Source organism: Streptomyces sp. NPDC001480, from assembly GCF_042894725.1.
Taxonomy (GTDB): domain Bacteria; phylum Actinomycetota; class Actinomycetes; order Streptomycetales; family Streptomycetaceae; genus Streptomyces.
This window is the reverse complement of sequence record NZ_JBIAVX010000012.1, coordinates 355141-380078: the sequence shown is the minus strand read 5'-3', so window position 1 is coordinate 380078 and position 24938 is coordinate 355141. Positions and strand designations below refer to the sequence as shown.

19 protein-coding genes and 4 pseudogenes are annotated in these 24938 nt (G+C 71.0%); 6 read left to right on the top strand and 17 right to left on the bottom strand.

Translation table 11 applies throughout. The features are described from left to right. The 9 genes and pseudogenes from ACFY01_RS30120 to betA all read right to left on the bottom strand — a co-directional run. Nucleotides 1-212 (bottom strand): hypothetical protein (locus tag ACFY01_RS30120; RefSeq protein ID WP_390738900.1); only part of this gene is annotated, 212 nt, incomplete at its 3' end. Next, nucleotides 209-1071: pseudogene (locus ACFY01_RS30115) on the bottom strand (bifunctional methylenetetrahydrofolate dehydrogenase/methenyltetrahydrofolate cyclohydrolase). The pseudogene ACFY01_RS30115 and the gene ACFY01_RS30120, both read right to left, overlap by 4 nt. A gap of 22 nt (nucleotides 1072-1093) precedes the next feature. Further along, nucleotides 1094-3532 (bottom strand): FAD-dependent oxidoreductase, encoded by a 2439-nt coding sequence (locus tag ACFY01_RS30110; protein ID WP_390738899.1) that lies wholly within the window; start codon nucleotides 3530-3532, stop codon nucleotides 1094-1096. A gap of 216 nt (nucleotides 3533-3748) precedes the next feature. Continuing rightward, on the bottom strand, nucleotides 3749-4714 hold the full coding sequence (locus tag ACFY01_RS30105; RefSeq protein ID WP_390738898.1) for an ABC transporter substrate-binding protein: 966 nt from the start codon (nucleotides 4712-4714) through the stop codon (nucleotides 3749-3751). A gap of 14 nt (nucleotides 4715-4728) precedes the next feature. After that, the gene (locus ACFY01_RS30100) at nucleotides 4729-6696 is read right to left on the bottom strand and encodes an ABC transporter permease (protein WP_390738897.1); all 1968 of its coding nucleotides are present in this window, start codon (nucleotides 6694-6696) and stop codon (nucleotides 4729-4731) included. A gap of 8 nt (nucleotides 6697-6704) precedes the next feature. Further along, complete coding sequence (locus ACFY01_RS30095) at nucleotides 6705-7793, bottom strand: glycine betaine/L-proline ABC transporter ATP-binding protein (protein ID WP_390738896.1); 1089 nt, start codon at nucleotides 7791-7793, stop codon at nucleotides 6705-6707. 19 nt (nucleotides 7794-7812) lie between these two features. Further along, nucleotides 7813-9282, bottom strand: a complete 1470-nt coding sequence (locus ACFY01_RS30090) for an aldehyde dehydrogenase family protein (protein WP_390738910.1) — start codon at nucleotides 9280-9282, stop codon at nucleotides 7813-7815. Nucleotides 9283-9368: 86 nt separating this feature from the next. Then, nucleotides 9369-10169, bottom strand: a complete 801-nt coding sequence (locus ACFY01_RS30085; RefSeq protein WP_390738895.1) for a 5,10-methylenetetrahydrofolate reductase — start codon at nucleotides 10167-10169, stop codon at nucleotides 9369-9371. A 3-nt stretch (nucleotides 10170-10172) separates the two neighbouring features. Continuing rightward, nucleotides 10173-11843: a choline dehydrogenase gene (gene betA / locus ACFY01_RS30080; RefSeq protein ID WP_390738894.1), complete on the bottom strand. Its 1671-nt coding sequence runs from the start codon at nucleotides 11841-11843 to the stop codon at nucleotides 10173-10175. A 151-nt stretch (nucleotides 11844-11994) separates the two neighbouring features. Here betA and ACFY01_RS30075 point away from each other — a divergent pair, with 151 nt between their 5' ends. Next, nucleotides 11995-12792: an IclR family transcriptional regulator gene (locus tag ACFY01_RS30075; protein WP_390738893.1), complete on the top strand. Its 798-nt coding sequence runs from the start codon at nucleotides 11995-11997 to the stop codon at nucleotides 12790-12792. 89 nt (nucleotides 12793-12881) lie between these two features. Here ACFY01_RS30075 and ACFY01_RS30070 read toward each other — a convergent pair whose 3' ends face one another. The 5 genes from ACFY01_RS30070 to ACFY01_RS30050 all read right to left on the bottom strand — a co-directional run bounded on the left by ACFY01_RS30070 (nucleotide 12882) and on the right by ACFY01_RS30050 (nucleotide 17588). Then, the gene (locus tag ACFY01_RS30070; RefSeq protein ID WP_390738892.1) at nucleotides 12882-14015 is read right to left on the bottom strand and encodes an aromatic ring-hydroxylating dioxygenase subunit alpha; all 1134 of its coding nucleotides are present in this window, start codon (nucleotides 14013-14015) and stop codon (nucleotides 12882-12884) included. 71 nt (nucleotides 14016-14086) lie between these two features. Continuing rightward, a complete protein-coding gene (locus tag ACFY01_RS30065) occupies nucleotides 14087-15256 on the bottom strand; it encodes an NAD(P)/FAD-dependent oxidoreductase (protein WP_390738891.1) in 1170 nt (389 codons plus the stop codon). Then, the gene (locus ACFY01_RS30060) at nucleotides 15253-15615 is read right to left on the bottom strand and encodes a bifunctional 3-phenylpropionate/cinnamic acid dioxygenase ferredoxin subunit (RefSeq protein ID WP_361793748.1); all 363 of its coding nucleotides are present in this window, start codon (nucleotides 15613-15615) and stop codon (nucleotides 15253-15255) included. Before ACFY01_RS30060 ends, ACFY01_RS30065 begins: the two co-directional genes overlap by 4 nt. 255 nt (nucleotides 15616-15870) lie before the next feature. Further along, nucleotides 15871-16503 carry an MBL fold metallo-hydrolase gene (locus tag ACFY01_RS30055; RefSeq protein ID WP_390738890.1) on the bottom strand — a complete coding sequence of 211 codons (633 nt, stop codon included), beginning with the start codon at nucleotides 16501-16503 and terminating at the stop codon, nucleotides 15871-15873. Then, nucleotides 16500-17588, bottom strand: a complete 1089-nt coding sequence (locus tag ACFY01_RS30050) for an S-(hydroxymethyl)mycothiol dehydrogenase (protein ID WP_390738889.1) — start codon at nucleotides 17586-17588, stop codon at nucleotides 16500-16502. The genes ACFY01_RS30055 and ACFY01_RS30050 overlap by 4 nt, the downstream gene beginning before the upstream one ends. A 275-nt stretch (nucleotides 17589-17863) precedes the next feature. Here ACFY01_RS30050 and ACFY01_RS30045 point away from each other — a divergent pair, with 275 nt between their 5' ends. Next, nucleotides 17864-19165, top strand: a complete 1302-nt coding sequence (locus tag ACFY01_RS30045; protein WP_390738888.1) for a serine hydrolase domain-containing protein — start codon at nucleotides 17864-17866, stop codon at nucleotides 19163-19165. Here ACFY01_RS30045 and ACFY01_RS30040 read toward each other — a convergent pair. Then, nucleotides 19142-20182 carry a methyltransferase gene (locus ACFY01_RS30040; protein WP_390738887.1) on the bottom strand — a complete coding sequence of 347 codons (1041 nt, stop codon included), beginning with the start codon at nucleotides 20180-20182 and terminating at the stop codon, nucleotides 19142-19144. The two genes, ACFY01_RS30045 and ACFY01_RS30040, sit on opposite strands and share 24 nt — an antisense overlap. A gap of 25 nt (nucleotides 20183-20207) precedes the next feature. After that, entirely contained in the window at nucleotides 20208-20585 is a 378-nt protein-coding gene (locus ACFY01_RS30035) for a VOC family protein (protein ID WP_390738886.1), read from the bottom strand. A gap of 38 nt (nucleotides 20586-20623) precedes the next feature. On the opposite strand from ACFY01_RS30035, the pseudogene ACFY01_RS30030 reads away from it, so the two are divergent. The 3 pseudogenes from ACFY01_RS30030 to ACFY01_RS30020 form a co-directional block, all read left to right on the top strand. Next, nucleotides 20624-20869, top strand: a pseudogene (locus tag ACFY01_RS30030) (hypothetical protein); the annotation flags it as partial. After that, a pseudogene (locus ACFY01_RS30025) lies at nucleotides 20778-21035 on the top strand (hypothetical protein); the annotation flags it as partial. The pseudogenes ACFY01_RS30030 and ACFY01_RS30025, both read left to right, overlap by 92 nt. Then, nucleotides 20957-22417, top strand: a pseudogene (locus tag ACFY01_RS30020) (beta-galactosidase); the annotation flags it as partial. The pseudogenes ACFY01_RS30025 and ACFY01_RS30020, both read left to right, overlap by 79 nt. On the opposite strand, the gene ACFY01_RS30015 reads toward ACFY01_RS30020, so the two are convergent. Then, a complete protein-coding gene (locus ACFY01_RS30015) occupies nucleotides 22354-23271 on the bottom strand; it encodes an MFS transporter (protein WP_390738909.1) in 918 nt (305 codons plus the stop codon). The pseudogene ACFY01_RS30020 and the gene ACFY01_RS30015 sit on opposite strands and share 64 nt — an antisense overlap. Nucleotides 23272-23461: 190 nt before the next feature. Here ACFY01_RS30015 and ACFY01_RS30010 point away from each other — a divergent pair, with 190 nt between their 5' ends. After that, a complete protein-coding gene (locus ACFY01_RS30010; protein WP_390738885.1) occupies nucleotides 23462-24883 on the top strand; it encodes an SMI1/KNR4 family protein in 1422 nt (473 codons plus the stop codon). Nucleotides 24884-24938: the final 55 nt, after the last annotated feature.

Below are 24938 nucleotides of genomic sequence, written 5' to 3'. Positions count from 1 at the left end.
GCATCGACGTCCTCTTCGCCATGCTCCGAGACGGAACCTTCTACCAGCCGCCCACCCCGGCCACCGCTTGACGAAAACCATAGGGGCACCTTTTCGAGCAGATCGTGAACCTCGTCCGCCGCCATGCGCCGCAGGCCGCCATCGCGTTCAACACCAGCGGCGGGGACAGCGTCGAAGCGGCACAGCGCAGGCTCTGAGCCCGCCGCGTTCATGCGGTGTGCGCGTTCCTCTCGGCGGCCTCGACGACGTTGGCGAGCAGCATCGCCCGGGTCATGGGTCCCACTCCCTGGGGCATCGGCGCGAGCCATCCGGCGACCTGGGCGGCCTCCGGGTGGATGTCGCCGACGAGCTCCTGGCCGGCGCGGGTGATGCCGACGTCCAGGACGGCCGCGCCGGGGCGCAGCATGTCCTTGGTGATCAGTCCGGGCGAGCCGGCGGCCGCGACGACGATGTCCGCCTCGCGTACGTGCCAGGCCAGGCCCTTGGTTTTGGTGTGGCACAGGGTCACGGTGGCGTTCTCGGAGCGGCGGGTGAGCAGCAGCCCGATCGGCCGTCCCACGGTGATGCCCCGGCCGATCACGCACACGCGTGCTCCGGCGAGCGGGACCCCGTACCGGCGGAGCAGTTCGACGATGCCGCGTGGGGTGCAGGGCAGCGGCGCGTCGACGCCGAGGACGAGCCGGCCGAGGTTGACGGGGTGCAGGCCGTCGGCGTCCTTGGCCGGGTCCATGCGCTCCAGGACGGCGTTCGCGTCCAGGTGGCGCGGGAGCGGGAGTTGGACGATGTAGCCGGTGCAGGCCGGGTCGGCGTCGAGTTCGTCGATGACGTCCTCGACCTGCCGCTGGGTCGCGACGGCGGGCAGTTCGCGGCGGAGGGAGGCGATGCCTGCCTGCGCGCAGACGCGGTGCTTTCCGGCGACGTAGGCGCGGCTGCCGGGGTCGTCGCCGACCAGGACGGTGCCGAGAGGCCCGGCGGACGGCCGGTGGTGGCGGTCGCTTTGGCCACCCGTTCGGCGAGTTCACGGCGGATGCCGGCGGCGGTCGCCCTGCCGTCGAGGATGCGTGCGGTCACCGGCGGTACCCCTTCTGCAGGGCTAGCCACGGAGGCGGGACATGGTCGGGTCGAACAGGGGTTCCGCGGCGACGACCGCCTCGACGCGCTGGTCGAAGTAGCCGATGTGCACGGTGGTGCCGGGGGTGGCCAGTTCCGCGGGCAGCCAGGCGTAGGCGATGCCCTTGCCGATCGTGTAGCCGTGGGCGGCGCTGGTGACGTAGCCGACGGCGCGGTCGCCGTCGTACACGGGTTCCTTGCCCATGACGACGGCGCGCGGGTCGTCGATGGTGAGGCAGCTCAGCATGCGCCGTACGTCGGCCCTGCGCCGCTCCAGCGCCTCCTTGCCGATGAAGTCGCCCTTGTCCGGCTTGACGGCGAAGCCGACGCCGGCCTCGTAGGGGTCGTGCTCGTAGGTCATGTCGGTACCGAAGGAGCGGTAACCCTTCTCCAGGCGGAGGCTGTTGAACGCGCCGCGCCCGGCGATGATGCCGCCCAGCGGCTCGGCCGACGCCCAGAGGGTGTCCCACAGCTTCTGGCCCAGGTCGGCGGTGGTGTACAGCTCCCAGCCGAGCTCGCCGACGTACGACAGGCGCATCGCGGTGACCGGGACGCTGCCGATGTGGGCGCGCTTGGCGCGGAAGTACTTCAGGCCGTCACCAGAGAAGTCCTCGTCGGTGAGGGGCTGCAGGACCTCGCGGGCGAGCGGTCCCCACAGGCCGACGCAGCAGGTGCCGGCGGTGATGTCGCGGACCTGGACGGTGCCGTCGGCGGGGAGGTGGCGGCTGAACCAGTCGAGGTCCAGGTTGCCGTTGGCGCCGACCTGGAAGAGGTCGCGGGCCAGGCGGGCGACGGTGATGTCGCTGCGGATGCCGCCGTCGTGGTCCAGGAGCAGGGTGTACGTCACCGAGCCGACGGACTTGGCGACCTTGCCTGTGCACAGCCGCTCCAGGAGGGCGCCGGCACCCGGGCCGCTGACTTCCAGGCGCTTGAGGGCCGTCATGTCGTACATCGCGACGGTCTCGCGGGTGACCTGGGCCTCGGCGCCGACGATGGGCGACCAGTAGCGCGCGGCCCAGTCGTTGGGGGTGGGGATGTCACGGCCTTCGACCAGTCCCGCGTTGGCCTCGTACCACTGGGGGCGCTCCCAGCCGTTCGCCTCCAGGAAGAACGCGCCGTGCTCCTGCTGGCGGCGGTGGAAGGGGCTGGTGCGGATCGGGCGCGGCTTCCCGGACGGCTGGAGGGGGTGGAGGATGTCGTAGACCTCGGCGAAGTTCTGGCAGTCGCGGGCCAGGACGTACTCCGGGGAGAGCTGGTGCGGCTCGAAGCGGTTGACGTCGCACTCGTGCAGGTCGAACGAGGAGCAGTGGCCGTCGACCAGCCATTCGGCCATGGCCCGCCCGACACCCGCGGAGTGGGTGACCCAGACGGCCTCGGCGACCCAGAAGCCCTTGACGTCCGGTGACTCGCCGAGCAGCGGGTAGCCGTCGGTGGTGAAGGAGAACAGGCCGTTGATGCCCTCCTCGATCTTCGCCTCCCTGGTGGCGGGCAGCAGGGACCGGGTCTCGGTCCAGGCGTCCTCGAAGTCCTCCTCGGTGAACTTCAGGACGGAGGGCATCTCCTCGGCCTCGTCGAAGGAGAGGATGTCGTCGGCGGAGATCGGCATCGGGCGGTGTCCGTAGTAGCCGATGCCGATGGCGTCGAAGCGGTCGCGGTAGTAGAGGTCGGCGTCCTGGTGGCGCAGGATGGGGCGGACGGCCTCCTCCGTCTGGCCGGCGAGGGCCGGTACCGGCCCGGTCCAGGCCAGCTGGTGGGCGAGCGGGGTGAGGGGGAGGTTCATCCCGGCCATGCGGGCGATCCGTGGGCCCCAGATGCCGGCGCAGCACACGACGATGTCGGCGGGGATCTCGCCCTGGTCGGTGCGGACTCCGGTGATCTCGCCCTCGTTCTGGAGGACGTCCAGCACCTCGTGGCGGGCCAGGAAGGTCACGCCGCGCTCGGTGGCCCGGCGGATCTGCGCCTCGACGGCGAGCACGGCCTTGGCCAGGCCGTCGGTGGGGACGAGGAGACCGCCGAGGACCCGCTCGCGGTCGACCAGCGGGTGCCGCTCGACGCACTCGTCGGGGGTGAGCAGCCGCGCCTCGATGCCCCAGGCGGTGATCCAGCCGTGGCGGCGGTGCAGTTCGGCCAGGCGCTCGGGGCTGGTCGCCACCTCGAGGCCGCCGACCTGGAGGAAGCAGGGCTTGCCGTCCACGTCGAGGGAGCAGAACTTCTCGACGGTGTAGCGGGCCAGCTCCGTCATCGTCTTGGAGGGGTTCGTCTGGAAGACCAGGCCCGGGGCGTGCGAGCTCGAGCCCCCGGTGGCCGGGAGGGGGCCCTGGTCGACCACGGTCACTTCGGTCCAGCCGCGTGCGGAGATCTCGTCCGCGAGGGCCGCTCCCACGACGCCCGCTCCGATGATGACCACTCGGGGTCCCGCCATCGCCCAACCTCCGAACTCGAAACCGGTTCAGTTGCTGTGTACGCAACTTGCTTCAGGTTGCGCAACTCAATGTGCCTGCCGCCGAGGAGGGGTGTCAAGGGGTCCGTGACGTCGGAAGACGGCGGGAAACACGGCCCGGACACGGCGATGCCCGGCGGGCGGTGCACACAGGTGCGCACCGCCCGCCGGGCATGTCCGTCCGACCTTGATCCAGGGCTACTTGAGCCAGGCGTCGACCTTGGCGCGGTTGGCGTCCACCCACTTCTTGGCCGCCGCCTCGTCCGACATCTTGTCCACGGCGATGTACTTGGCCACGGTGTTCTGGTCGTCGTTGGTCCAGTTGAACTTCTTCACCAGGTCATAGGCCGGACTGCCGGACTTGGCGAACTTCGCGCTGACGATCTTGTCCAGGTCGTAGACGGGGTAGTCGCAGGCGACCTTCGCCGCGTCGGCGTCGCAGCCCGTCGTGTACTTGGGCAGGTTCACCTTCACCAGCGGCACCTCGGACAGGAACCACTGCGGCTCGTAGAAGTAGCCGATCATCCACTGCTTGTTCTTCTCGGCCGTGCGGAAGGACTGGATGAGCGCGGTCTCGCTGCCCGCGTACACCACCTTGAAGTCCAGCTTCAGGTTCTTCACCAGCGCCGCGTCGTTCGTGACGTACGACGGGTCGCCGTCCAGCAGCTGGCCCTTGCCGCCCGACTCCGAGGTCTTGAACCGGTCGGCGTACTTGTCGAGGTTCTTCCAGTCGGTGATGTCCGGGTGCGCCTTCGCGAGCCACGGCGGCACGAACCAGCCGATGACGCCCTTGTTGCCGGTCTGGCCGGCCTCCACGGCGGTCTTCTGCTGGGTGATGTACTTCTTCTTCAGGTCGTCGTGACCCCAGTTCTCCAGGACGGCGTCGACCTCGCCGGTGCCGAAGCCCTGCCAGGCGATCTCTTCCTTCAGGTCCTTCTTGTTGACCGTGCAGTGGAGGTCGTTCTGCGCCACGTACGCGACGACCGCCGCGTCCGCCTCGTAGCCCACCCATGGGTTGACGGCCAGGTTGAACGTGCCGCACTTGCCCGAGCTCCCCGAGCCGCCCGCGGAGGAGCTGTCGCCGACCTTCGCCCCGCCGCAGGCGGTGAGGGTGAGGCCGAGGACGGCCACGCCCGCCGCGCCGGTCCGCCAGTGTCTTGCCATCGTGTCGCGCTCCTTTATGCCCTGGTGCGTCGCGCCGCAGCCTGAGTGATCCGGTCGAACATGACTCCGAGCAGTACGATGGCGAGTCCTGCCGCCAGCCCCTTGCCGTACAGCTCTCCCTGAGAGAAGCCGGCCACGACGTCGTAGCCGAGGGCGCCGGCCCCCACCAGGCCGCCCACAACAACCATCGACAGCACGTAGATCAGACCCTGGTTGGTCGCGAGCGTCAGGGCGCTGCGTGCCATCGGCAGTTGGACCTTGGTGATGATCTGCCAGGTGTTGCACCCGGCGGACGTGGCCGCCTCCACGGTGGTCTCGGGCACGTTCCGCACCCCGTCCGCGATGATCTTGATCGCGACGGGCGCCCCGTACACCACGGCGGCGACGATGGCGGTGAAGCGGGTGGCACCGAAGAGCGCGAGGAACGGCACGAGGTAGACGAACGGCGGCATGACCTGCGCGGCGTCCAGGGTGGGCCGGACCAGCCGGTCCACCAGCGCGCTGCGGCCCATCCAGACGCCGAAGACGACACCGAGCAGCATCACCAGTGCCGTCGCCACGACGGTGGAGGCCAGGGTCGTCATGGCGTCCGACCACACCCCCGTACCGACGAGCAGCCCGACGCACACACCGGCGATCACCGCGGCGCGCCAGCCGCCGAGGGCCGCGCCGAGCCCGGCCAGGACCGCGCCGACCAGCCACCACGGGGAGTCGGTGAGCAGTGTCTGGAACGGGTTGAGCAGGCCGTAACTGATCGCGTTCCTAAAGGCGTTGGTCAGGCCGGACAGATGGTCCTGCAACCAGGTGGTCGCGGTGTCGGCTGCGCTCGCGATGTGGCTGCCCACAGTGCCCTGGCCGGGGAACTCGGCCGCCCAGACGTAGGTGTGCGACAGGTACACCAGGACCGCCGCGGCGACCCCGCCCGCGATCAGCAGGGGTCGCCGCCAGGCGGTGAAGCGGTGGCCCGCATGCCGGGCCGCTTCCTCCCGCACGCTCGCGGCCGTGGTGACCCGGTCCAGCACGATGGCCATGACGACGATCGCGAGACCGGCGTTGAAGGCCGTGCCGACGTCGAGCGACTGGAGCGCCTGCACGACGGTCTTGCCGAGACCGGGCGCGTCGATCAGGGCGGCGATGGTCACCATGGCCAGGGCGGCCATGATGGTCTGGTTGACGCCCATGACCACGGTCCGCTTCGACATCGGCAGCAGCACCTTCAGCAGCTGCTGCGATCTCGTCGTGCCCATCGAGTCCGCCGCCTCGACGGTGGTCGCGGGCACGGAACGGATGGCGTGCGCGGTGATGCGGATCGCCGGCGGCGCCGCGTAGATCACCGTGGTGATGACCGCGGAGGCCCCTCCGATGAGGAAGATCAGCGTCAGCGGGGCGAGGTAGACGAAGGTCGGCATCGTCTGCATGAAGTCGAGGAAGGGCGTCATGATCCGGTTGAACCGGTCGGACAGGCCGGCCCACACACCGAGCGGGATGCCGATGAGCAGGGCCACGACGACCGCCGACAGGGTCAGCGCCAGCGTGTCCATGCTCTCCTGCCACAGGCCCTGCAACCCGAAGAAGGTGAAGCCCGCCACGGCCAGCAGGGCCACTTTCCAGTTCCCCACCGCCCAGGACACGTAGCCGGTGAGCCCGACCACGCCGAGCCAGCCGATCTGCGGGACCGGGCGGCCGTCGGAGGGCTGCGAGATCAAGGACTGGACGAAGGTCACCAGGTTGTCGATGACCAGTCGGATCTCGTTGAAGCCGTACACGAAGACCGGGTTGGAGTTGCGGTTGGCGCCGATGGAGTCGTTGACGTCGTTCAGCCAGCGGTGCAGACCGGTCAGGTCGGCGGCCGCGAGGGTCAGGGTCTGCCGGCCGCGCAGCACGGCGAACAGCACCAGCCAGCCGACCAGGATCGCCGCGACCAGCGCGGGCCGGGTGATCCTCCTGCGCAGGGGCGCGACCACCGTGGTCGCGTCGGCCACGGCCGCCATCAGGCGCCGCCCTGACCGGCGACGACGGAGAGGATCTCCTCGTCGCCGACGATGCCGAGCAGCTTGCCGTGCTCGACGACCTTGACCGGCTTTTCGGCGGCGAGCACCGCCCGGGTGGCCTCGCGCACCACGACGTCCGGGCCGAGCTCGGGGCCGTCGAGGGCGTCGTCGGGCTGTGCGGGACGCATGATCCACCGCAGGGTGAGCACGTCACCGCGGGGCACGTCCTTGACGAAGTCCCGTACGTAGTCGTCGGCGGGGGCGCCGACCAGTTCGTCGCCGGTGCCGCACTGGACCATCCTGCCGTCGCGCATGATCAGGATGCGGTCGCCCAGTTTCAGCGCCTCGGAGAGGTCGTGGGTGATGAACACCATGGTCTTGCCGACCTCGTGGTGCAGGCGGATGACCTCGCTCTGCATGTCACGGCGGATGAGCGGGTCGAGCGCGGAGAACGGCTCGTCGAAGAAGAGGATGTCGGGATCACCGGCGAGGGCTCGGGCGAGGCCGACGCGCTGCTGCATGCCGCCGGAGAGCTGGTCGGGGTAGGAGTTCTCGTATCCGGCCAGGCCCACCAGCTCGACGACCTCCAGCGCGCGCCTGGTGCGCTCCGCCTTGCCCATGCCGCGGATCTCCAGGCCGAACGCCACGTTGTCGACGACCCTGCGGTGCGGGAGCAGCCCGAAGTGCTGGAAGACCATGGAGAACTTGCTGCGCCGCATCTCACGCAGCCGTCTTGGGTCGGCGCCGCGGATGTCCTCGCCCTCGAAGACGATCTCACCGTCGGTGGGTTCGATCAGCCGGGTCAGACATCGCACCAGGGTGGACTTGCCGGAACCGGACAGGCCCATGACGACGAAGACCTCGCCGGGAGACACCTCGAAGCTCACGTCCCGTACGGCAGCGGTGCATCCGGTGCGGTCCATGAGCTCGCGGCGGGTGAGCCCGCACAGCTCCTCGGAACCCGGCACCTCGCCGGCCTTCGGCCCGAACACCTTCCACAGCCGGCGCACGGAGATGACCGGCGTGCGGTCCTGGGGGCACTGGGACGTGTCGCGCCGCTGCGACACCTCGGTCTGTGCTGGGGTCATCGTGACCTCTCTTCGGCGTTCAGCCGCGGAACCAGCGCTGCGGCCGGGGTTGGATGTTCTGCCAGACATGCTTGGGCTCCCGGTACTCGTCAAGGCCGGTCGGCCCCAGCTCACGGCCCACGCCCGAGCGCCCGAAACCACCCCATTCCGCTTGCGGCACATAGGGGTGGTAGTCATTGATCCACACGGTGCCGTGGCGCAGCCCGCGCGCCACCCGCTGGGCCTTGCCCGCGTCCTGCGTCCAGACGGCTCCGGCGAGTCCGTACTCCGTGTCGTTGGCGATACGGACGGCGTCGTCCTCGTCGTGGAAGCGCTCGACCGTGAGCACGGGGCCGAAGGACTCCTCGTGCACCACGCGCATGTCCTGCCGGCACTCGTCGAGGACGGTGGGAAGGTAGTAGAAGCCGGAGCCCAGTGCGGGGTCGTCCGGGCGCGCGCCGCCGCAGCGCAGTACGGCGCCCCCCGCTAGACCGGCCGCTACGTACGCCTCGACCTTCTCCCGGTGCTGTGCCGAGATGAGCGCACCGGTCTCGGCCTCGGGGTCGAAGGGGCCGCCGAGGCGGATCCGCCGGGCGCGGCGCACCAGTTCGTCGACGAAGGCGTCGTGGAGGGAGTCCTCGACGACCAGCCGGGCGCCGGCCGAGCAGACCTGTCCGGAGTGCAGGAAGACGGCGGTGAGCGCGAAGTCGACGGCGGTCTCGAAGTCTGCGTCGGCGAAGACGACGTTCGGGTTCTTGCCGCCGAGTTCCAGCGCGACCTTCTTCACCGTTTCGGCGGCGGTGGCCATGATGCGCCGCCCGGTCTCCAGGCCTCCGGTGAACGACACCATGTCGACGGCCGGGTGCACGGCCAGCGGCGCTCCCGCCTCGGCTCCGGCGCCCAGCACGAGATTGGCGGCGCCGGCCGGGAGTCCCGCCTCTTCGAGGGCCTTCATCAGCAGGATCGAGGTGGAGGGCGTGAGCTCGCTGGGCTTGAGGACGACGGTGTTGCCCGCGAGCAGTGCCGGGGCGACCTTCCACGAGGCTTGCAGCAGCGGGTAGTTCCAGGGGGTGATCAGTCCGCAGACCCCCACGGGCTCGTAGGTGACCCGGCTGAGCGCGTCCTCGCGGCCGGTGTCGATCACCCGGCCGGCGCCGGTGCCGGCGATGCCGCCGTAGTAGCGGAGGCAGGAGACGACGTCGGCGATGTCGTACTCGCTCTCCACCAGGCGTTTGCCGGTGTCGAGGGACTCGGCGCGGGCGAACTCCTTGGCGTCGCGCTCCAGGATGTCGGCGGTGCGCAGCAGCAGTGCGCCGCGCTCGCGCTCGGGGGTGCGCGGCCAGGGGCCGTCGTCGAAGGCGCGCCGGGCCGCGGCGATGGCCGCCTCGGTGTCGGGGCGGGTCGCCTCCGAGACCGTCGCCACGAGCGTGCCGTCCGCCGGACAGCGGATCTCCCGGTGGCCTCCGGCCACCGCGGGGCGCCATTGTCCGTCCACGTACAGATCTGCCACGGCCGCGCCCTTCGAAGCGAATGCGTTGCGCATTATGCACTTCATTTCTTGTGGTGGAACACACTTGCGGAACGGGCCGACGCACGTCAAGGGGTCGGCAGATTGCGATTCAGCCGCCCAGCCGACAGGCCGGCCACGCCCGCCGACGGCCCGGTGAGCGCGTCCGTGCCGCGCGCGAGCAGTCGCCCCGGGTCGTATCCACCGGGTGAGGCGAACCGCAGGAACCAGGAGGCGTGCCTGGTGAGGAAGCGCGTCGACTCCCCCACTCCGATCCTCGTCGCCATGGACAGCAGCTTCGCCCGCTGCACGGGTCCCGCGACGCCCACGTACACGGGCAGCGTCACGCCACGGCGCCGGATCCGGGCGACCCAGTCACCGAGCACGCGCGGATCGAAGCACAGGTTGCTCACGATGTACGTGGCGTGCGCGTGCTTGTCCCGCATCGCCTGGACGGTGATGTCGTCGTGGATGAGCGGATGGCTCTCCGGACAGCCGGTGATCCCCATGTCCGCGAAGGGCCGGCCCAGCTCGCCCAGTCGTTCAAGGACCGGCAGCGCCGCGTCGTACGGCCCGGCCGGCGGGTCGGCGTCGCCCGCCGGCACGAAGAGGTCGTCCACTCCCGCCGCGCGCAGCCGCTCGGCGACCTCCTTGAGGTGCGCGTCGTCCCGCAGCAGCCGTGCGGGCACGTGCGGGACGACGCGGTGACCGTGTGCCGTGAGCCGCTCGGTGAGGCCGAGCGTCGGCTCCAGACCCCTGACGGGCGACGCCGTGACCGCGATCACGACGTCCCGGGGCACATGGGCGAGGACCTTCTCCTCGGTCGGCCTCGCCGGCAGCACTTCGTGGCGGACCCGGGCGAGCAGCGCCCGCAGGGCCTCGGCTCCCATGGTCTACCCGGCCTGTTTCTGGGCGTCACGGTGACGGTAGTACGCGGCCTCGGAGGGCGGCAGCGGCTCCTTGCCGAGGATCAGGTCCGCCGCCTTCTCGGCGATCATCATCACCGGCGCGTAGATGTTGCCGTTGGTGACGTACGGCATCACCGACGCGTCCACCACGCGCAGCCCCTCCAGCCCGTGCACCCGCATGCTCAGCGGGTCGACGACGGACATCTCGTCGGTGCCCATCTTGCAGGTGCAGGACGGGTGCAGGGCGGTCTCGCCGTCCTTGGCGACCCAGGCGAGGATCTCCTCATCGGTCTCCACGGACGGGCCGGGCGAGATCTCGCCGTCGTTGTACGGGGCGAGCGCGGGCTGGCTGAGGAGTCGCCGGGCCACCCGGACCGCCTCGACCCACTCGCGGCGGTCCTGTTCGGTGGAGAGGTAGTTGAAGCGCAGTGCCGGGTGTTCGTCCGGGTCCTTGCTCCTGATCTTCACCGAGCCGATGGCGTCGGAGTACATGGGCCCGACGTGGACCTGGTAACCGTGGCCGCCCGCGGGCACGGAGCCGTCGTAGCGGACCGCGATGGGCAGGAAGTGGAACATCAGGTTGGGGTAGTCCACGTCCTCGTTGCTGCGGCAGAAGCCGCCGGCCTCGAAGTGGTTGGTGGCGGCCGGTCCCTTGCGGAAGAGCCATTGCAGGCCGATGAAGGGGGCCCGCCACTTCGCCAGGTACGGCTGCATGGAGACGGGCTGCTTGCAGGCGTACTGGATGTAGACCTCCAGGTGGTCCTGCATGTTCTCGCCGACGCCCGGCAGGTCGTGGACGACGTCGATGCCGAGGGCGCGCAGCTCCTCGGCGTTGCCGACGCCGGAGAGCTGGAGCAGCTGCGGGGAGTTGATCGCGCCGCCGCACAGGATGACCTCCTTGGCCCGGACCTGCTTCAGGGCGCCCTTTCCGCGCCGGAACTCGACGCCGACGGCCTTCTTCCCCTCGAAGAGGACGCGGGTGACGAGGGTGCGGGTCCGCACGGTGAGGTTGGGCCGCTTCCTGGCGGGCTTGAGGTACGCCTTCGACGCCGACAGGCGCCGTCCGCGGTGGACATTGCGGTCGAACTTGGCGAAACCTTCCTGCCGGTAGCCGTTCACGTCGTCCGTGGGCGCATGGCCCGCCTGCCGGGTGGCCTCCAGGAACGCGGTGAAGAGCGGGTTGGTGGCCGGCCCGCGCTCCAGGACGAGGGGGCCGTCGTGGCCGCGGAACTCGTCGTCGGGGTCGGCGGCCAGACAGTTCTCCATCCGGCGGAAGTACGGCAGGCAGTGGGCGTAGTCCCAGGTCTCCATGCCTGGGTCGGCGGCCCAGCGCTCGTAGTCCATGGGGTTGCCGCGCTGGAAGATCATGCCGTTGATGCTGCTGGAGCCGCCGAGCACCTTGCCCCGGGCGTGGTAGATGCGGCGGCCGCCCATGTGGGGCTCCGGCTCGGACTCGTACTTCCAGTCGTAGAAGCGACTGCCTATGGGGTAGGTCAGCGCGGCGGGCATGTGGATGAAGACGTCCCAGGGATAGTCGGGACGGCCCGCCTCGAGTACGAGCACCCGGTTCGCGGGGTCGGCGGAAAGTCGGTTCGCCAGTGCGCTGCCGGCTGATCCACCGCCGACGATGACGAAGTCGTAGTGCAGGAGAGCCATGGTGCCTCGTCTCGCTCGCGCCATCGGTACGCGCGGCATGCTAGCGCGGGTATCGCTATACGCACTAGGTTGCGAACCACGCAACTTGTAAGGTCTTTGTTCCCGTCGGGTTACTTGCAAGGGCGTTGTTTACTGCGCGTATAGTTCCGCTATGAGCAACTACAGTCCGGAGACCGAAAGCAGCGGGTCGCAGACCGGCGGAGTGCAGTCCGTCGACCGGGCCATCAGCGTCCTCGAGATCCTGGCCCAGCGCGGCGAAGCGGGCGTGAGCGAGGTGGCCGCCGAGATCGAGGTGCACAAGTCGACGGCGTTCCGTCTGCTCGGCGCCCTGGAAGCGCGCGGTCTCGTCGAGCAGTCGGGCGAACGCGGCAAGTACCGGCTCGGCTTCGGCATCGTACGCCTGGCGGGCGCCGTCACGGGACGCATCGACATCACCCAGCAGGGGCGTCCGGTGTGTGAGCGCCTGGCCGAGGAGATCGGTGAAACGGTCAACATCGCCGTGATGCAGGAGCACTATGCGATCAACCTCTACCAGGTGCGCGGCCCCGGCGCCATCACCGCGCACAACTGGGTCGGCCAGCTGACTCCCCTGCACGCCACCTCCAGCGGCAAGATCATCCTCGCTCACCTGCCCGCGAAGGAACGCGCCTCGCTGCTGACGGACGCCGGTCTGAAGAAGGTGACCCCCCACACGATCTCCTCCAAGGCGAAGCTGGAGAAGAACCTCGCCGAGGCCCGTGAGCGTGGTTACGCCTGGACGCTGGAGGAGCTGGAGATCGGGCTGCACGCCATGGCCGCGCCGATCCGCGACCGGGACGGGCAGGTCATCGCGTCGATCAGCGCCTCCGGGCCCTCCTACCGGTTCACCGAGGAGCGCATGCACGAGCTGGCTCCGGTGCTGGTCAAGGGCGCGGAGGAGATCAGCCACCGCATGGGTTACCTGGGCTGAGCGCCCACAGCACGACCACCGTGGGGCCCGCGCACGGCCTCCGCGCGGGCCACGGGCACACCCGCCACCGCGTCACACCCGCCACCGCGTCACTCCGGCCGGCGCGTACCGAGCCGCTCGTGCACCCAGTCATGGAAGGCGCCGATGTGGTGCTCGCTGGGCACGAGCACGCCGCCCTTGGCGTACAGCCGTGAGCTCATTCCCGGCTGGGTGCGCTCGCAGGCGTCGAAGTCCTGGCGGTTGACCCGGTCGAAGAGCTCCACGGACCGGCTGACGTCCTTGCCGCTGCCCACGACGTGCGGGAGGTAGAGCCAGTCGCACTCGACGATCGTGCGGTCGACGGCGACCGGGTACATGCGGTGGAAGATCACGTGGTCGGGCACCAGGTTGATGAACACCTGCGGCTTGACGGTGATCGCGTAGTACCGGCGGTCCTGCTCGTCGGACACCCCGGGGATACGGTCCAGTCCCTCGGAGCCGTCGACCGTGAAGCCCTGGATCTCCGTACCGAACTCGGCGCCGTGGCCCACGTAGTACTGGGCGGCGTACCCGTCGGCGAACTCGGGCAGCACCTCGGTGAGTTCGGGATGGATCGTGGCGCAGTGGTAGCACTCCATGAAGTTCTCGATGATGAGCTTCCAGTTCGCGTGGACGTCGTAGACGATCCGCTTGCCCACCGCCAGGCTGTCGATGTCGTAGCGCTCGATCGACTCCACGTCGCCGAGGCGGGCGACCACCTCACCGACGACGTCCTCCTCGAAGGAGGGCGGGTCCTCCGCCAGGCACACCCAGACGTAGCCGAGCCATTCGCGCACGGCCACGCCGACCAGGCCGTACTCGGTGCGGCCGACGTCGGGCATCTTGGTGAGGTTGGGGGCCGCGACCAGTTTGCCCTCGAGGTCGTAGGTCCAGGCGTGGTACGGACACTGGAAGGCGCGCTTGACCTCGCCCGCCCCGTCGGTGCACAGCTTGGCCCCGCGGTGCCGGCAGACGTTGAAGTAGGCGCGGACCGAGTTGTCCCGGGCCCGGGTGACGAGGATGCTCTCGCGGCCCACGTCGACGGTGCGGAAGGCACCGGGCTTCGGCAGGTCCGAGGCGCGTGCGACGCAGAACCACATCGTCTCGAAGATGCGCTCCTGCTCCTGGGCGAAGATTCCCGGGTCCGTGTAGGCGGCGCCGGGAAGCGTGGCGATCAGGCTGTCCGGCAGGCTTGTCGAGGTCAACGCGGCACTCCTGTTCGAGGCGACGCCGCGTGTCATGCGCGACGCGGCGGGGGATGTGGCAGGCGCCGGTGTCAGGACGCGGCGGCGGCGGTGGCGAACTGCTTGCGCCAGCGGGTGAACAGCCGGGGCTGGTTCATCCCGAGCGCGGCGACCGGCCGGCGGGCCCGCCGGTAGACGGCCAGAAAACTGCGGTCGTCGGTCGAGCCCTCCTCGACGGTCACGCTGTCGGCCCCGGCGGCGTGCCCGACGAACTGGATCTTCACGCCGTACTGGTCGGACCAGAAGTACGGCGGCCGGGGGACGCCCGGCCGCGTCGCACCGCACGCGAGCAGCGCGGCGACGGCGGCGTCCGGCCGTTCCAGCGCGCCGGTCCAGTGCTCGACCCTGCGATGGATCCCGGTGTGCGGGTCGTACCAGTTGGCGCAGTCGCCCACGGCGACCACCCCGGCCACGCTGGTGCGGCCGTCCGCGCCGCACTTCACGCCGTTGTCGAGCGCGACGCCGGACCCCTGGAGCCACTCGACGCAGGGACGCGCCCCGACCCCGACGACGACGGTGTCGGCGGGAACGGTGCGGCCGTCCTCCAGCAGTACGGATTCCACCCGGCGCTCCCCGCTGAGCCCCTTGACCCCCACCCCGCACAGCAGCCGGACGCCGTGGTCCAGGTGGAGGGCGGAGACGACCCCGCCCATGGCCTCGCCCAGCGGTCCGGCCAGCGGTGTCGGCGCCGCCTCGATCACGGTCACGTCGAGGCCGAGGGCGTACGCCGTGGAGGCGACCTCGGCGCCGATGAACCCGCCGCCGATCACCACCAGCCGCCCGCCCCGGGCCAGTTCGTCCCGCAGGGCGCGGGCGTCGTCGAGGGTGCGCAGCGCGTGGACCCCCGCGAGGCCTTCGGTGCCGGGCAGGGTGCGGGCGGCCGCTCCGGTGGCGATGACCACGCCGTCGGCGTGTATCTCGCGGCCGTCGGCGAGCCGGACGGCCCGCCCGGCACGGTCGAGTCCGGTGGCACGGACGCCGAGCACCCACTCCGCCTGGAGTTCCTCGCCATCGCGCTCCAGCGCCAGATCCGCCTCGCCGAGGGTGCCGGCCAGGAACTCCTTGGACAACGGGGGCCTGTCGTACGGGCGGTGGCGCTCGTCGCCGATGACGACCAGCCGGCCGTCGTACCCCCGCTGCCGCAGCGAGCGCGCGGCCGACAGACCGGCCAGCGAGGCGCCCACCACGGCCACGGTCCTCACGCGGGGCCTCCGGCCAGGCGGGCGGCGATGCACGGCGGCAGGTTGGGCGCGTCGGTGGACAGCCGGACGTAGACCGTCCCGTCCTCGACGACGACCTCGTGGGTGCGGACCGGCAGTTTGGCCGGCGGCGCGTCCACGGCTCCGGTCCGCAGGTCGAACTTGGAGGCGTGCAAAGGGCATTCCACCTCGCAGCCCTCCAGCCAGCCGTCGGCGAGCGAGGCGTCCTGGTGGGTGCAGGTGTCGTCGATGGCGAAGAGCTCGCCGTCATCGGTGTGGAACACCGAAACGGGCGGGTCGATGTCGAGCCGGTGGGCCTCGCCTCGCGGCAGATCCGCGAGACGGCACGCGGGAATCATCATGACACCTCGGTGCGTATAGCGAAACGGATTGCGGTTAGCGCAACGTCAGTCTGCGGGCCGCTCTGAAGCGTTGTCAAGGCATTCGGAGGCCGGGTTGCGCGGCACCCGGAGACCGCTTTCCGGACGTGCCGAAGTGGCCTCGAAAGCGCAGGTGAGGGGTGGGGCAGGCGCGTCGCCGAGTGCGACGGCGGCCCTGCCGCCGGTGCGGCCTGGAGGGGCCGTCACCGGGGCAGGGCCGCTTCCCGGCCGGGGCGGTCAGAAGCCGCGGTCGATCCACTCCTGGAGGTGCGGTGCCTCGGCACCGATGGTGGTGGACTCGCCGTGGCCGGTGTGCACGACGGTGTCGTCCGGAAGGCCGAGGAGGCGTTCGCTGATCGAGTCGATGATGGTGGGGAAGTCGCTGTACGACCTTCCCGTCGCCCCCGGCCCGCCGGCGAACAGCGTGTCGCCGCTGAAGAGGGCGGCCAGGCGCGGGGCGTGCAGACAGACGGCCCCGGGGGCGTGGCCGGGGGTGTGCAGCACGGTCAGTTCGGTGCCGGCGACCGAAATGGTCTGCCCGTCGGCCAGTTCGCCGTCGGGCATCCGGCCGGGATGGGTCTGCTTCCACAGCGGCAGATCGCCGGGGTGCAGAAGGACCGGGGCGCCGGTCCGGGCCGCGAGTTCGGGTGCGGCGTCGATGTGGTCGTTGTGCGCGTGGGTGCACACGATCGCGCGCAGGCGGCGTCCGCCGAGGGCTCGTTCGATCGCGTCGGCGTCGTGGGCGGCGTCCATGACGATCGCCTCGTCGTCGTCCCCCACGATCCACACGTTGTTGTCGACGTCCCAGGTGCCGCCGTCCAGCGAGAAGGTCCCCGAGGTGACGAGGCGGTCGATGCGGGCGCCGGTCACGGGAAGACCACCACCGAGCGCAGGACGTCGCCGTGGTGCATGCGCTCGAAGGCCTTCTCGACCTCGTCCAGGGCGATGGTCTCGGTGACGAAGGCGTCCAGGTCGAGGCGGCCCTGGAGATGGAGGTCGATGAGCATCGGGAAGTCGCGTGAGGGCAGGCAGTCCCCGTACCAGGAGGACTTCAGCGCTCCGCCCCGGCCGAAGACGTCCAGCAACGGCAGCTCCAGCTTCATCTGCGGAGTCGGTACGCCGACCAGCACCACCGTCCCGGCGAGATCGCGGGCGTAGAAGGCCTGCCGGTACGTCTCCGGACGGCCCACCGCGTCGATCACGACATCGGCGCCGAACCCCCCGGTCAGTTCGCGCACCGCGTCGACGGCGTCGGTCTCCCTGGAGTTGACCGTGTGGGTCGCGCCGAGCCTGCTCGCCGTGGCCAGCTTTCGGTCGTCGATGTCCACCGCGATGATCTTCGCCGCACCCGCCAGGTTCGACCCGACGATCGCAGCGTTCCCCACGCCACCGCAGCCGATCACGGCGACGGTGTCACCGCGCCCCACGTTGCCGGTGTTGATGGCCGCGCCGATGCCCGCCATCACCCCGCAGCCCAGCAGTCCGGCCGCGGCAGCCGACGCCGCCCGGTCCACCTTGGTGCACTGACCGGCCGCCACCAGTGTCTTCTCGGCGAAGGCACCGATCCCCAGAGCCGGCGAGAGTTCCGTGCCGTCGGTCAGGGTCATCCTCTGCTTCGCGTTGTGCGTGTCGAAGCAGTACCAGGGCCGCCCACGCAGACACGCCCGGCACTGGCCGCAGACGGCGCGCCAGTTCAGGATCACGAAGTCGCCGGGTGCCACGTCCGTGACGCCCTCACCCACCGACTCGACCACCCCCGCCGCCTCGTGGCCGAGCAGGAAGGGGAAGTCCTCACTGATGCCGCCCTCGCGGTAGTGCAGATCGGTGTGGCAGACACCGCAGGCCTCGATCTTGACCACCGCCTCACCCGGGCCGGGGTCGGGCACGACGATCGTCTCCAGACCGACGGCGGCGCCCTTGCTTCGCGCGACGACAGCACGGACCTGCTGAGCCATGGCCACTCCTTGACCGACGGAGGATCGAGATGCTGCCATGTTGCTTATTACGGCACTCATCTCGCGGTTCGCAACACAGCATCGCGGAGGCCGAAGCAGCGGTCAAGCACCGCGGATCGCGCACCTGCCCGGCCTGGTCCGTGACCGAATTCCGCTCGTCCGCCGGTAGTACCGCCACTCCTTCCCGGGCACGATGCCCCCTCGGCACAGCCCGGCGAAGATCACCGTGCGGATCATCCCGCTTTCCCGCACGCAGAGAGGCTGTGCAGACGACCATGCACTCAGCACGCCGGCTTGCCCTTACCTGTGCCGCCGCCCTCATCACCTCGGCTGTCGCGCTTCCCCAGGCGCAGGCGGTCACCGACTCGACCGTCACCGCCGCCGCGCACCGGCCGGCCACGGACCCCGCGCGCCTGAACGATGCGCTGAAGGCCATCCACACCGCCGGTATGTACGGCGCCTACGCGGCCGTGCGGGACGGTGACACCCTGTGGCGCGGTGCCGCCGGTGTCGCCGACCGGGACACCGGCCGTGCCGCGACACCGGACATGGAGCAGCGGATCGGCAGCATCACCAAGTCGATGACCGCGGTCGCCTTGCTCCAGCAGGTCGCCGCGGGACGCCTCGACCTGGACGCACCCCTGTCCCGCTACCTTCCCGGCCTCGTCCCCGGTGAGCGGGGTGACCGGATCACCGTACGGATGGTGCTGAACCACACCAGCGGTATCGGGGACTACGTGCTCTACGCCTTCCCCTCGTTGCAGACGCTGTCCACGAGCAGCCTGGACGAGAACCGCTTCCGGCACATCGGCCCCCGGCGGCTGGTCCGGATGGGAGTGCAGGCCCCGCCGACGGGTGCGCCCGGTGAGAAGTGGTCGTACTCCAACACGAACTACGTCATCGCGGGGCTGCTGCTCGGCAAGCTCACCGGCGAGGACCCCGAGCGGTACATCACGCGCAACGTCATCCGCCGGGCCGGTCTGCGGCACACCTACTTCCCCGCCGGCCCGCGCATCACCGGTCCGCACGCCAAGCTGTACGAGTCCTTCTACGGGCTGATCGACCCGCCGCGTGACTACAGCGTCTACGACATGTCCTGGGCGGGAACCGCCGGCGCGGTCGTCTCCACCATGGCGGATCTCGACCGCTTCTACCGGCAGCTGTTCACGGGCCGGCTGATCCCCGCCGCCGAGCTCGCCGAGATGGAGAAGACGGTCCCGATGACCGATGCCGAGGGCCGCGTGGTGGGGCACTACGGCTTGGCTCTCATACGGTACGACGCGGGTTGCGGCACGTTCTGGGGCCATGACGGTGTGGTGTTCGGCGCCGAGACGTTGGCCGTCTCCAGCGCGGACGGCCGGCGGCAGATGGCCCTCGGCTACAACCTGTCGAAGTACGACAAGCTCGCGCCGGACGGCACGGTGCCCGCGGGCCCCATCGACAAGGCCATCAACAAGTTCGCGGCCACATCGCTGTGCGGTCCGGCCGCCGGTTCCCCGGCCCTGCGGTCGACGGGCGTGGACCACACCCCGGCGCCCGCTTCCGGATGGGGTTCACTGCCGGTCGCCCCGCGCTGACGGACGCGCCCGGACCCCGGCGGCGAGTTCGACGACGGCCAGGCGGCCCGCGCGGTGTACCGCGACGGTGCGGAGCCCGGCCTGGGCCGCGAGGTCGGTGAGTTCGCCGACGGCGCGCTCCCGGCCACCGAAGTAGGCCAGCATCCGCAGGTCCATCCCGGTGTCGGGTGACTCGCCGTCGGCGGCGGTCTTCTCGATGGCGAAGACGCGGCCTCGCGTCCCTGCCGCCTCCGCACAGCGCCGCAGGATGGCGCGGGCCGCGTCGTCGTCCCAGTCGTGAAGGATGGCGCACAGCAGATAGCCCCCGGCGCCCGGCGGCACGGCCTGGAAGAAGTCACCGGGTACGGCATCGCCCCGGTCGGCCAGGCCCGCCGCCGCCAGGGTGTCGCGGGCGGCCGCCGCGGTGTCCGGCTGGTCGACGACGGTGCCACGCAGGGTCGGGTACGCGCGCAGCAGGGCGGCCAGCAGGGTGCCGTTGCCGCCGCCGACGTCGACCACGTCGCCGAGTGAGCCCCAGTCGTAGGCGGGAACGACGTCCCTGGCCCAGGAGGCCGCGTCGGTGCCCATCTGGACGTCGTAGGAGGCGGTACGCGCGGGGTCCGCCGCCAGGTCGTCCCAGAAGGGCTTCCCGAACTGCTCCGGGAAGGCGGCCTCGCCGGTGCGCACGCTGTGCAGCAGCCGGACGAACGCCAGGTCGGCGCGGCCGACGGCGCCGTCGAGGTCCAGCACCGAAGCGAGGCCGGACGGGTGGTCGCTGCGCAGCTCCTGGCCCTGCGCCGTCAGGGCGTAGCCGCCGGAGGTGTCATGGCTGAGCACCCCCTGCGAAGCGAGGTGCCGCATCAGCCGGTCGAGGGCGTCGGCGTCGCTGTCCGTGGCCGCGGCCAGTTCCGGGGCCGTCCGCAGTCCCGCCGCGATGTGGTCGGCGAGCCGCAAGGTCGCCACCACGCGTAACGCCATCGGCGTCACCAGGTCCGCCATCGCCCACAAGCCCGTCCGGCCCGCACCGTCCTCCGCCACCACGCGCTCCCCTCAGCGATCTTCCTCAGTGCCGGACCAGACAGAACGGATGGCCTGCGGGGTCGGCGTATACCCGCCAGCTCCGCCCGCCCGCACCGTCGTCCAGCACCCTGGCGCCCTCGTCCACTACCTGTTCCTGTGCGCGGTCCAGGTCGGCGACACCGAAATCCAGGTGGAACTGCTGCGGCCGGCTCGGGTCCGGCCACAGCGGCGGCTGGTACTCCGCCACCCGCTGGAACGCCAGGACGAGGCCGGACGCCGTGTGCAAAGTGGCCCAGGCTTCGCCGACCGCCCACCGCCGGTCCGGCTGGTTGACGGTGCCACCGAGGAGCGAGTGGTAGAACTCGGCGAGTTCAGCGGGGTCGGAGCAGTCCAGCACCACGCACTGCAGATCAGCGATCACGGGTGTCGATCCTAGTGCGGATCCCTCCCCCACGACCGATGAGTTCTGCCTCGCCGCGTCGTCTGCACGTGGGAACGCCCCCTCCCGTGACTGCGGGAGGTCCGGCACGAGACGTCAGGAACTGGGAGATTGGGGTACCGCAAGTGGTCATGAGGGAAGATGTGAGGCCAACGGCTCCGGACGGTCAGGTCCGTGCGCTTCTCAGGGTTCTGGACGGGCAGCGGCGCCACGTGCTCGGCATCCTCGACGGGCTCGACTCGGAGGCGCTGCGACGGCCCGTGCTGCCGTCCGGCTGGCACTGCCTGGGACTGGTCCAGCACCTCGCGCTGGACGTCGAGCGGCAGGGACGTGCCCCCGGTCGTCGCGGGCGACTGGTCGGCCGCGTCCGGGTACGCGGCGGGACGCGAGTTCGCCGAGGACGCCGGTGTCACCGCTGTCTTCGCCGCCAACGACGACATGGCGATCGGCCTGGTCCGCGCGCTGACGGAGGCCGGCCGGCGGGTGCCGGCTACTGGTCGCACCGGCTGTCCACCTGGGCGGACCTGTGGACGCCGGACGGCAACGCCCAGCCCCAGTACGACGTCGCCTGGCGGGAGTTCCAGGCCCGCCAGGTCACCGAGTTCATCGGCTGGCAGGCGGACATCGTCCGCGAGTACGCCCGCCCCGAGCAGTTCGTCACGACCTGCATCTCCTACACCCGCCCCGGGGTCGAGGACGACGAGCTCACCGACCGCCTCGACATCGCCGCCGGCAACCCGTACTACGACATGCAGGACGGCCTGCTGCTGCCCGACCCCACCCCCGACGGCCACGCGCAGATGTGGAAGACCACCGGCGTGTGGGCGCTCCACCAGACCGCCGACTGGATGTTCTCCTCCCGCCAGGCGCCGTTCCTGGTCACCGAGACCAACGCCGGCTCCATCGGCTTCCCGTGGGACAACAGGCCCGCCTACGACGGCCAGTGGCGCCAGGCCGCCTGGGCGCTCGTCGCGCGCGGCGCCCGCATGATCGAGTACTGGCACTGGCACACGCTGCACTTCGGCGCGGAGACCTACTGGGGCGGCATCCTGCCCCACGCCTCACGGCCCGGCCGCGCCTACGCCGAACTCGCCCGCCTGGGCGGCGAGTTCGAGACGGCGGGCGCGCTCGTGGCCGGTCTCGAACCGGACGCGGACATCACGATGGTGTACTCGACGCCGAGCAAGTGGCTGATGCAGAAGTACCCGCCGCTGGCCAGGCCCGACGGCGAACCCGACCCGGCCGCCTACCACCGCGTCTTCGACCCCTTCTACCGGGGCGCCTTCGACGCCGGCCGCCAGGTCCGCATCGTCCACGCCCGCCAACTGCACGACCCGAGCGGGGAACGGGAGGGCCTGACGCCCGAGGAGGCCGTGCGGCGCCACCCGGTCCTGGTCGTACCGGCGCTGTACCTGGCCGCCGACGCGACCCTGGACTGGCTCGCCGCCTACGCCCACGTCGGCGGCCATCTGGTCCTCGGCCCGCGCACCGGCTACGCCGACCACGAGGCCCGCGCCCGCACCGAACCCGCCCCCGGCCGTCTCACCGGCGCCGCGGGTGTCTCGTACGACGAATTCAGCAACCTGCTACGGGACGTGCCCGTCCGCTCCACGCCGGGCAGCCCGCTCGGTCTGCCCGAAGGAGCCACGGCGACCCGCTGGGCGGACGGCCTGGCCGTCACCGACGCCGAGGTCCTCGTCGAGTACGACGACCCGCACTTCGGCCGCTGGCCCGCGGTCACCACCCGCCGTCACGGCGCGGGCCGGGTCACGTACGTCGGCACGGTGCCCGGCCGGGACCTCGCCCGGACGCTGGCCGCATGGCTGGCCCCGTCCGCCCGCCACACGTGGGGCGACCTGCCGGCCTCGGTGACCGCGTCGACCGGCACCGCACCCGACGGGGGCCGCGTGCACATCGTCCACAACTGGAGCTGGGAGCCTTCGAGCGTCTCCGCCCCGGTGCGCCTCTCCGACGTCCTCGACGGCACGCCCGTCACCGTGGACGCGGCGCTGGACCTCGGCCCGTGGGACGTACGCGTCCTCGTCTCCACCGGCATCGACCGGACCCGTTCCTGACCACCCCCGGGAGGGGCCGTGCACAGAACAAGACACGGCCGGATCAGACGGACGACCGGCGTTTGGAGCACGGCCTGGACCACCGTGTTCATCGCCAGCAGCGGGCCGACCAACCAGGTCATGGACGGGATGTGGTCGACGAACGGTGGGAAGGCGATGCTCAGCATGACGTTGCACAGCGCGAACCCCGTGTTCAGCCCCACGAGCGCCAGGTAGGGACGGTCGGCCCACAGCACCCGGTAACCGCGCCCGCTCCGCTCCGTCCTCCCCCGTTCCCCGGGGCCCGGCCGGGCAGGCGGAGCCGCGCTGCGCGGCACCGCCCGTTCGAGGAGCACGGCGGCCGCCAGCAGCAGACAGGCGCAGGCGCCGATCGCACCCCGGTACACCGGGCCCGACTTCACCGACGTGGCCACGCCCGTGACGACGGCGCCGACGCCGTAACCCGCCGCACGCAACGAGCCGATGATGCCGAACCACCGCTCGCGGGAGTGCCCGCCCGGATCACGGTCGGACAGATCGCTGACGAGGGTGAACGCGGAGGGCCGTAAGGCGAGTTGCCCCAGAGACGCGACGGTCGCGGCCAGGAGGAGCACACCGCCGTCGCGGACCACGAGGCCCGGTCCCCGATCGTGTCAAGAATCCCCCCGGCTGCCGGCCCTCCTACCCGACCCCATGGGTATCCGTGGACAGGGACGGGCAATCACCTGCCGCGCGGACTTTGGCAAGCCCCTACCGTCGCGGGACTCGGGCCTCGGTGTCAGTGGCTCCCCGTATGGTCGGCGCATGGTTGATCGGACTCCTCCTCCGCCCTCGATACACGACTTCGCGACCTGGGCGCCCGTGCTGCGGCTTCTCCGGGCAGGCGGCGCCGAGGGACAGGCCACCGCCACCTCTGCCCGCGTGGCGGGACGCATCGGCCGGCACGACTGGAGCCTGCCCGTGCGGCGACCGCGGCCGCAGCCGGGTCGCGCCGCCCAGGTCGAGGACGCGCGGGACGAGTTCGAGGCGGTGGAGCGGGTACAGAAGGGGCTCGCGGACGCCGGTGTCGACGGCATCTCGTTCACGGCGAAGATCTCACCGACCGGGAAGACCTCGCTCCGCCTGTTCGCGCCGAGTCCCGCCGTGGAACCCGGCACCGGCACCTCGCACCCGGGGACGCTCATACTGGTCGAGGGCGCTCTTCCCCAGCCCTGGCGGTGTCTTCCCGATCCGGTGCCCGCAGCGGTGCCGGCCGCTTCGGCGGATCCGGAACTGTTGGAGCGGACGCTCCGTGAGCGGCTGCCCGACGCCGTCGGCGCGACGGAGGCGGAGATCGCCGCCGCGGAAGCGCGCCTCGGCGTTCCGCTGCCCGAGGAGCTCAAAGTGCTCTACCGGGTGACACGGTCCCGGTGGGAGAACTGGGGCGACGACGACGGGGCGCCCGAGCGTGAATGCAGGGCGGTCGGCTGTGAGCTCTTCTCGCTGGACGACCTGTACATCGCCGACGCGGCGTCGCGGCACTGCAGTTGGAAGTTCGCGGCGATGGAAGCGGTCGTCACCCCGCCGGACGCCGCGGTGCAGGGCCTGGTCGGCTCCCCCGGGTGGATCGCCTTCGGGGACAACGGAGGTGGCGACCGGCTGGCGGTCGATCTGACGCCCGGCCCGTGTGGGCACAGGGGGCAGATCATCATGATCGGCCACGAGGAGAGCGCCGGCGCCGAACTGGTCGCCGATTCACTGACCGACCTGGTGCTGAACCGGCTCAGCGAGCGAAGTGGCGGCTCGCGCACGGACCAGCCGCCGGCGGTGGCGTACGTCAACATCCGCAGCCTGCCGAGCGTCGAGGCAGCCGCACACCCCGGTCTGGAGGTCCTGTCCATCGGTGTGTGGGACGCCGAGCCGCTCAGCCTCGCCCCGGTCATCGGGCTGCCGCGTCTGCGGACCCTCACCGCGTACCCCGGCACGCTCGCCGATCCCGTGCAGATCGCGGAACTCACCGGTCTGGAGTTCCTGGAGCTCGGTCCGCAGGAGTGGCGCGTCCTCCTCGACGCGGGAGCCGTCCCGCGAAGCCTGTCGGCCGCCGCCATCACGGTGCACGGCGACCAGGACCCCCTGCCGACCGTGGCCGTCGCCAACGAGCTCCTGGCGCTCTGGCACCGCCCCCGGATCATCAAGACCGTCCTCGAAGGCGACCTCGGCCCCCTGCGTCAGCGGCCCAGTTCCTGACCGCTTCCCGGCGTGCTGCCGTACGCGGTGGACCCCGAGGCGGCGGCGCGGTTGT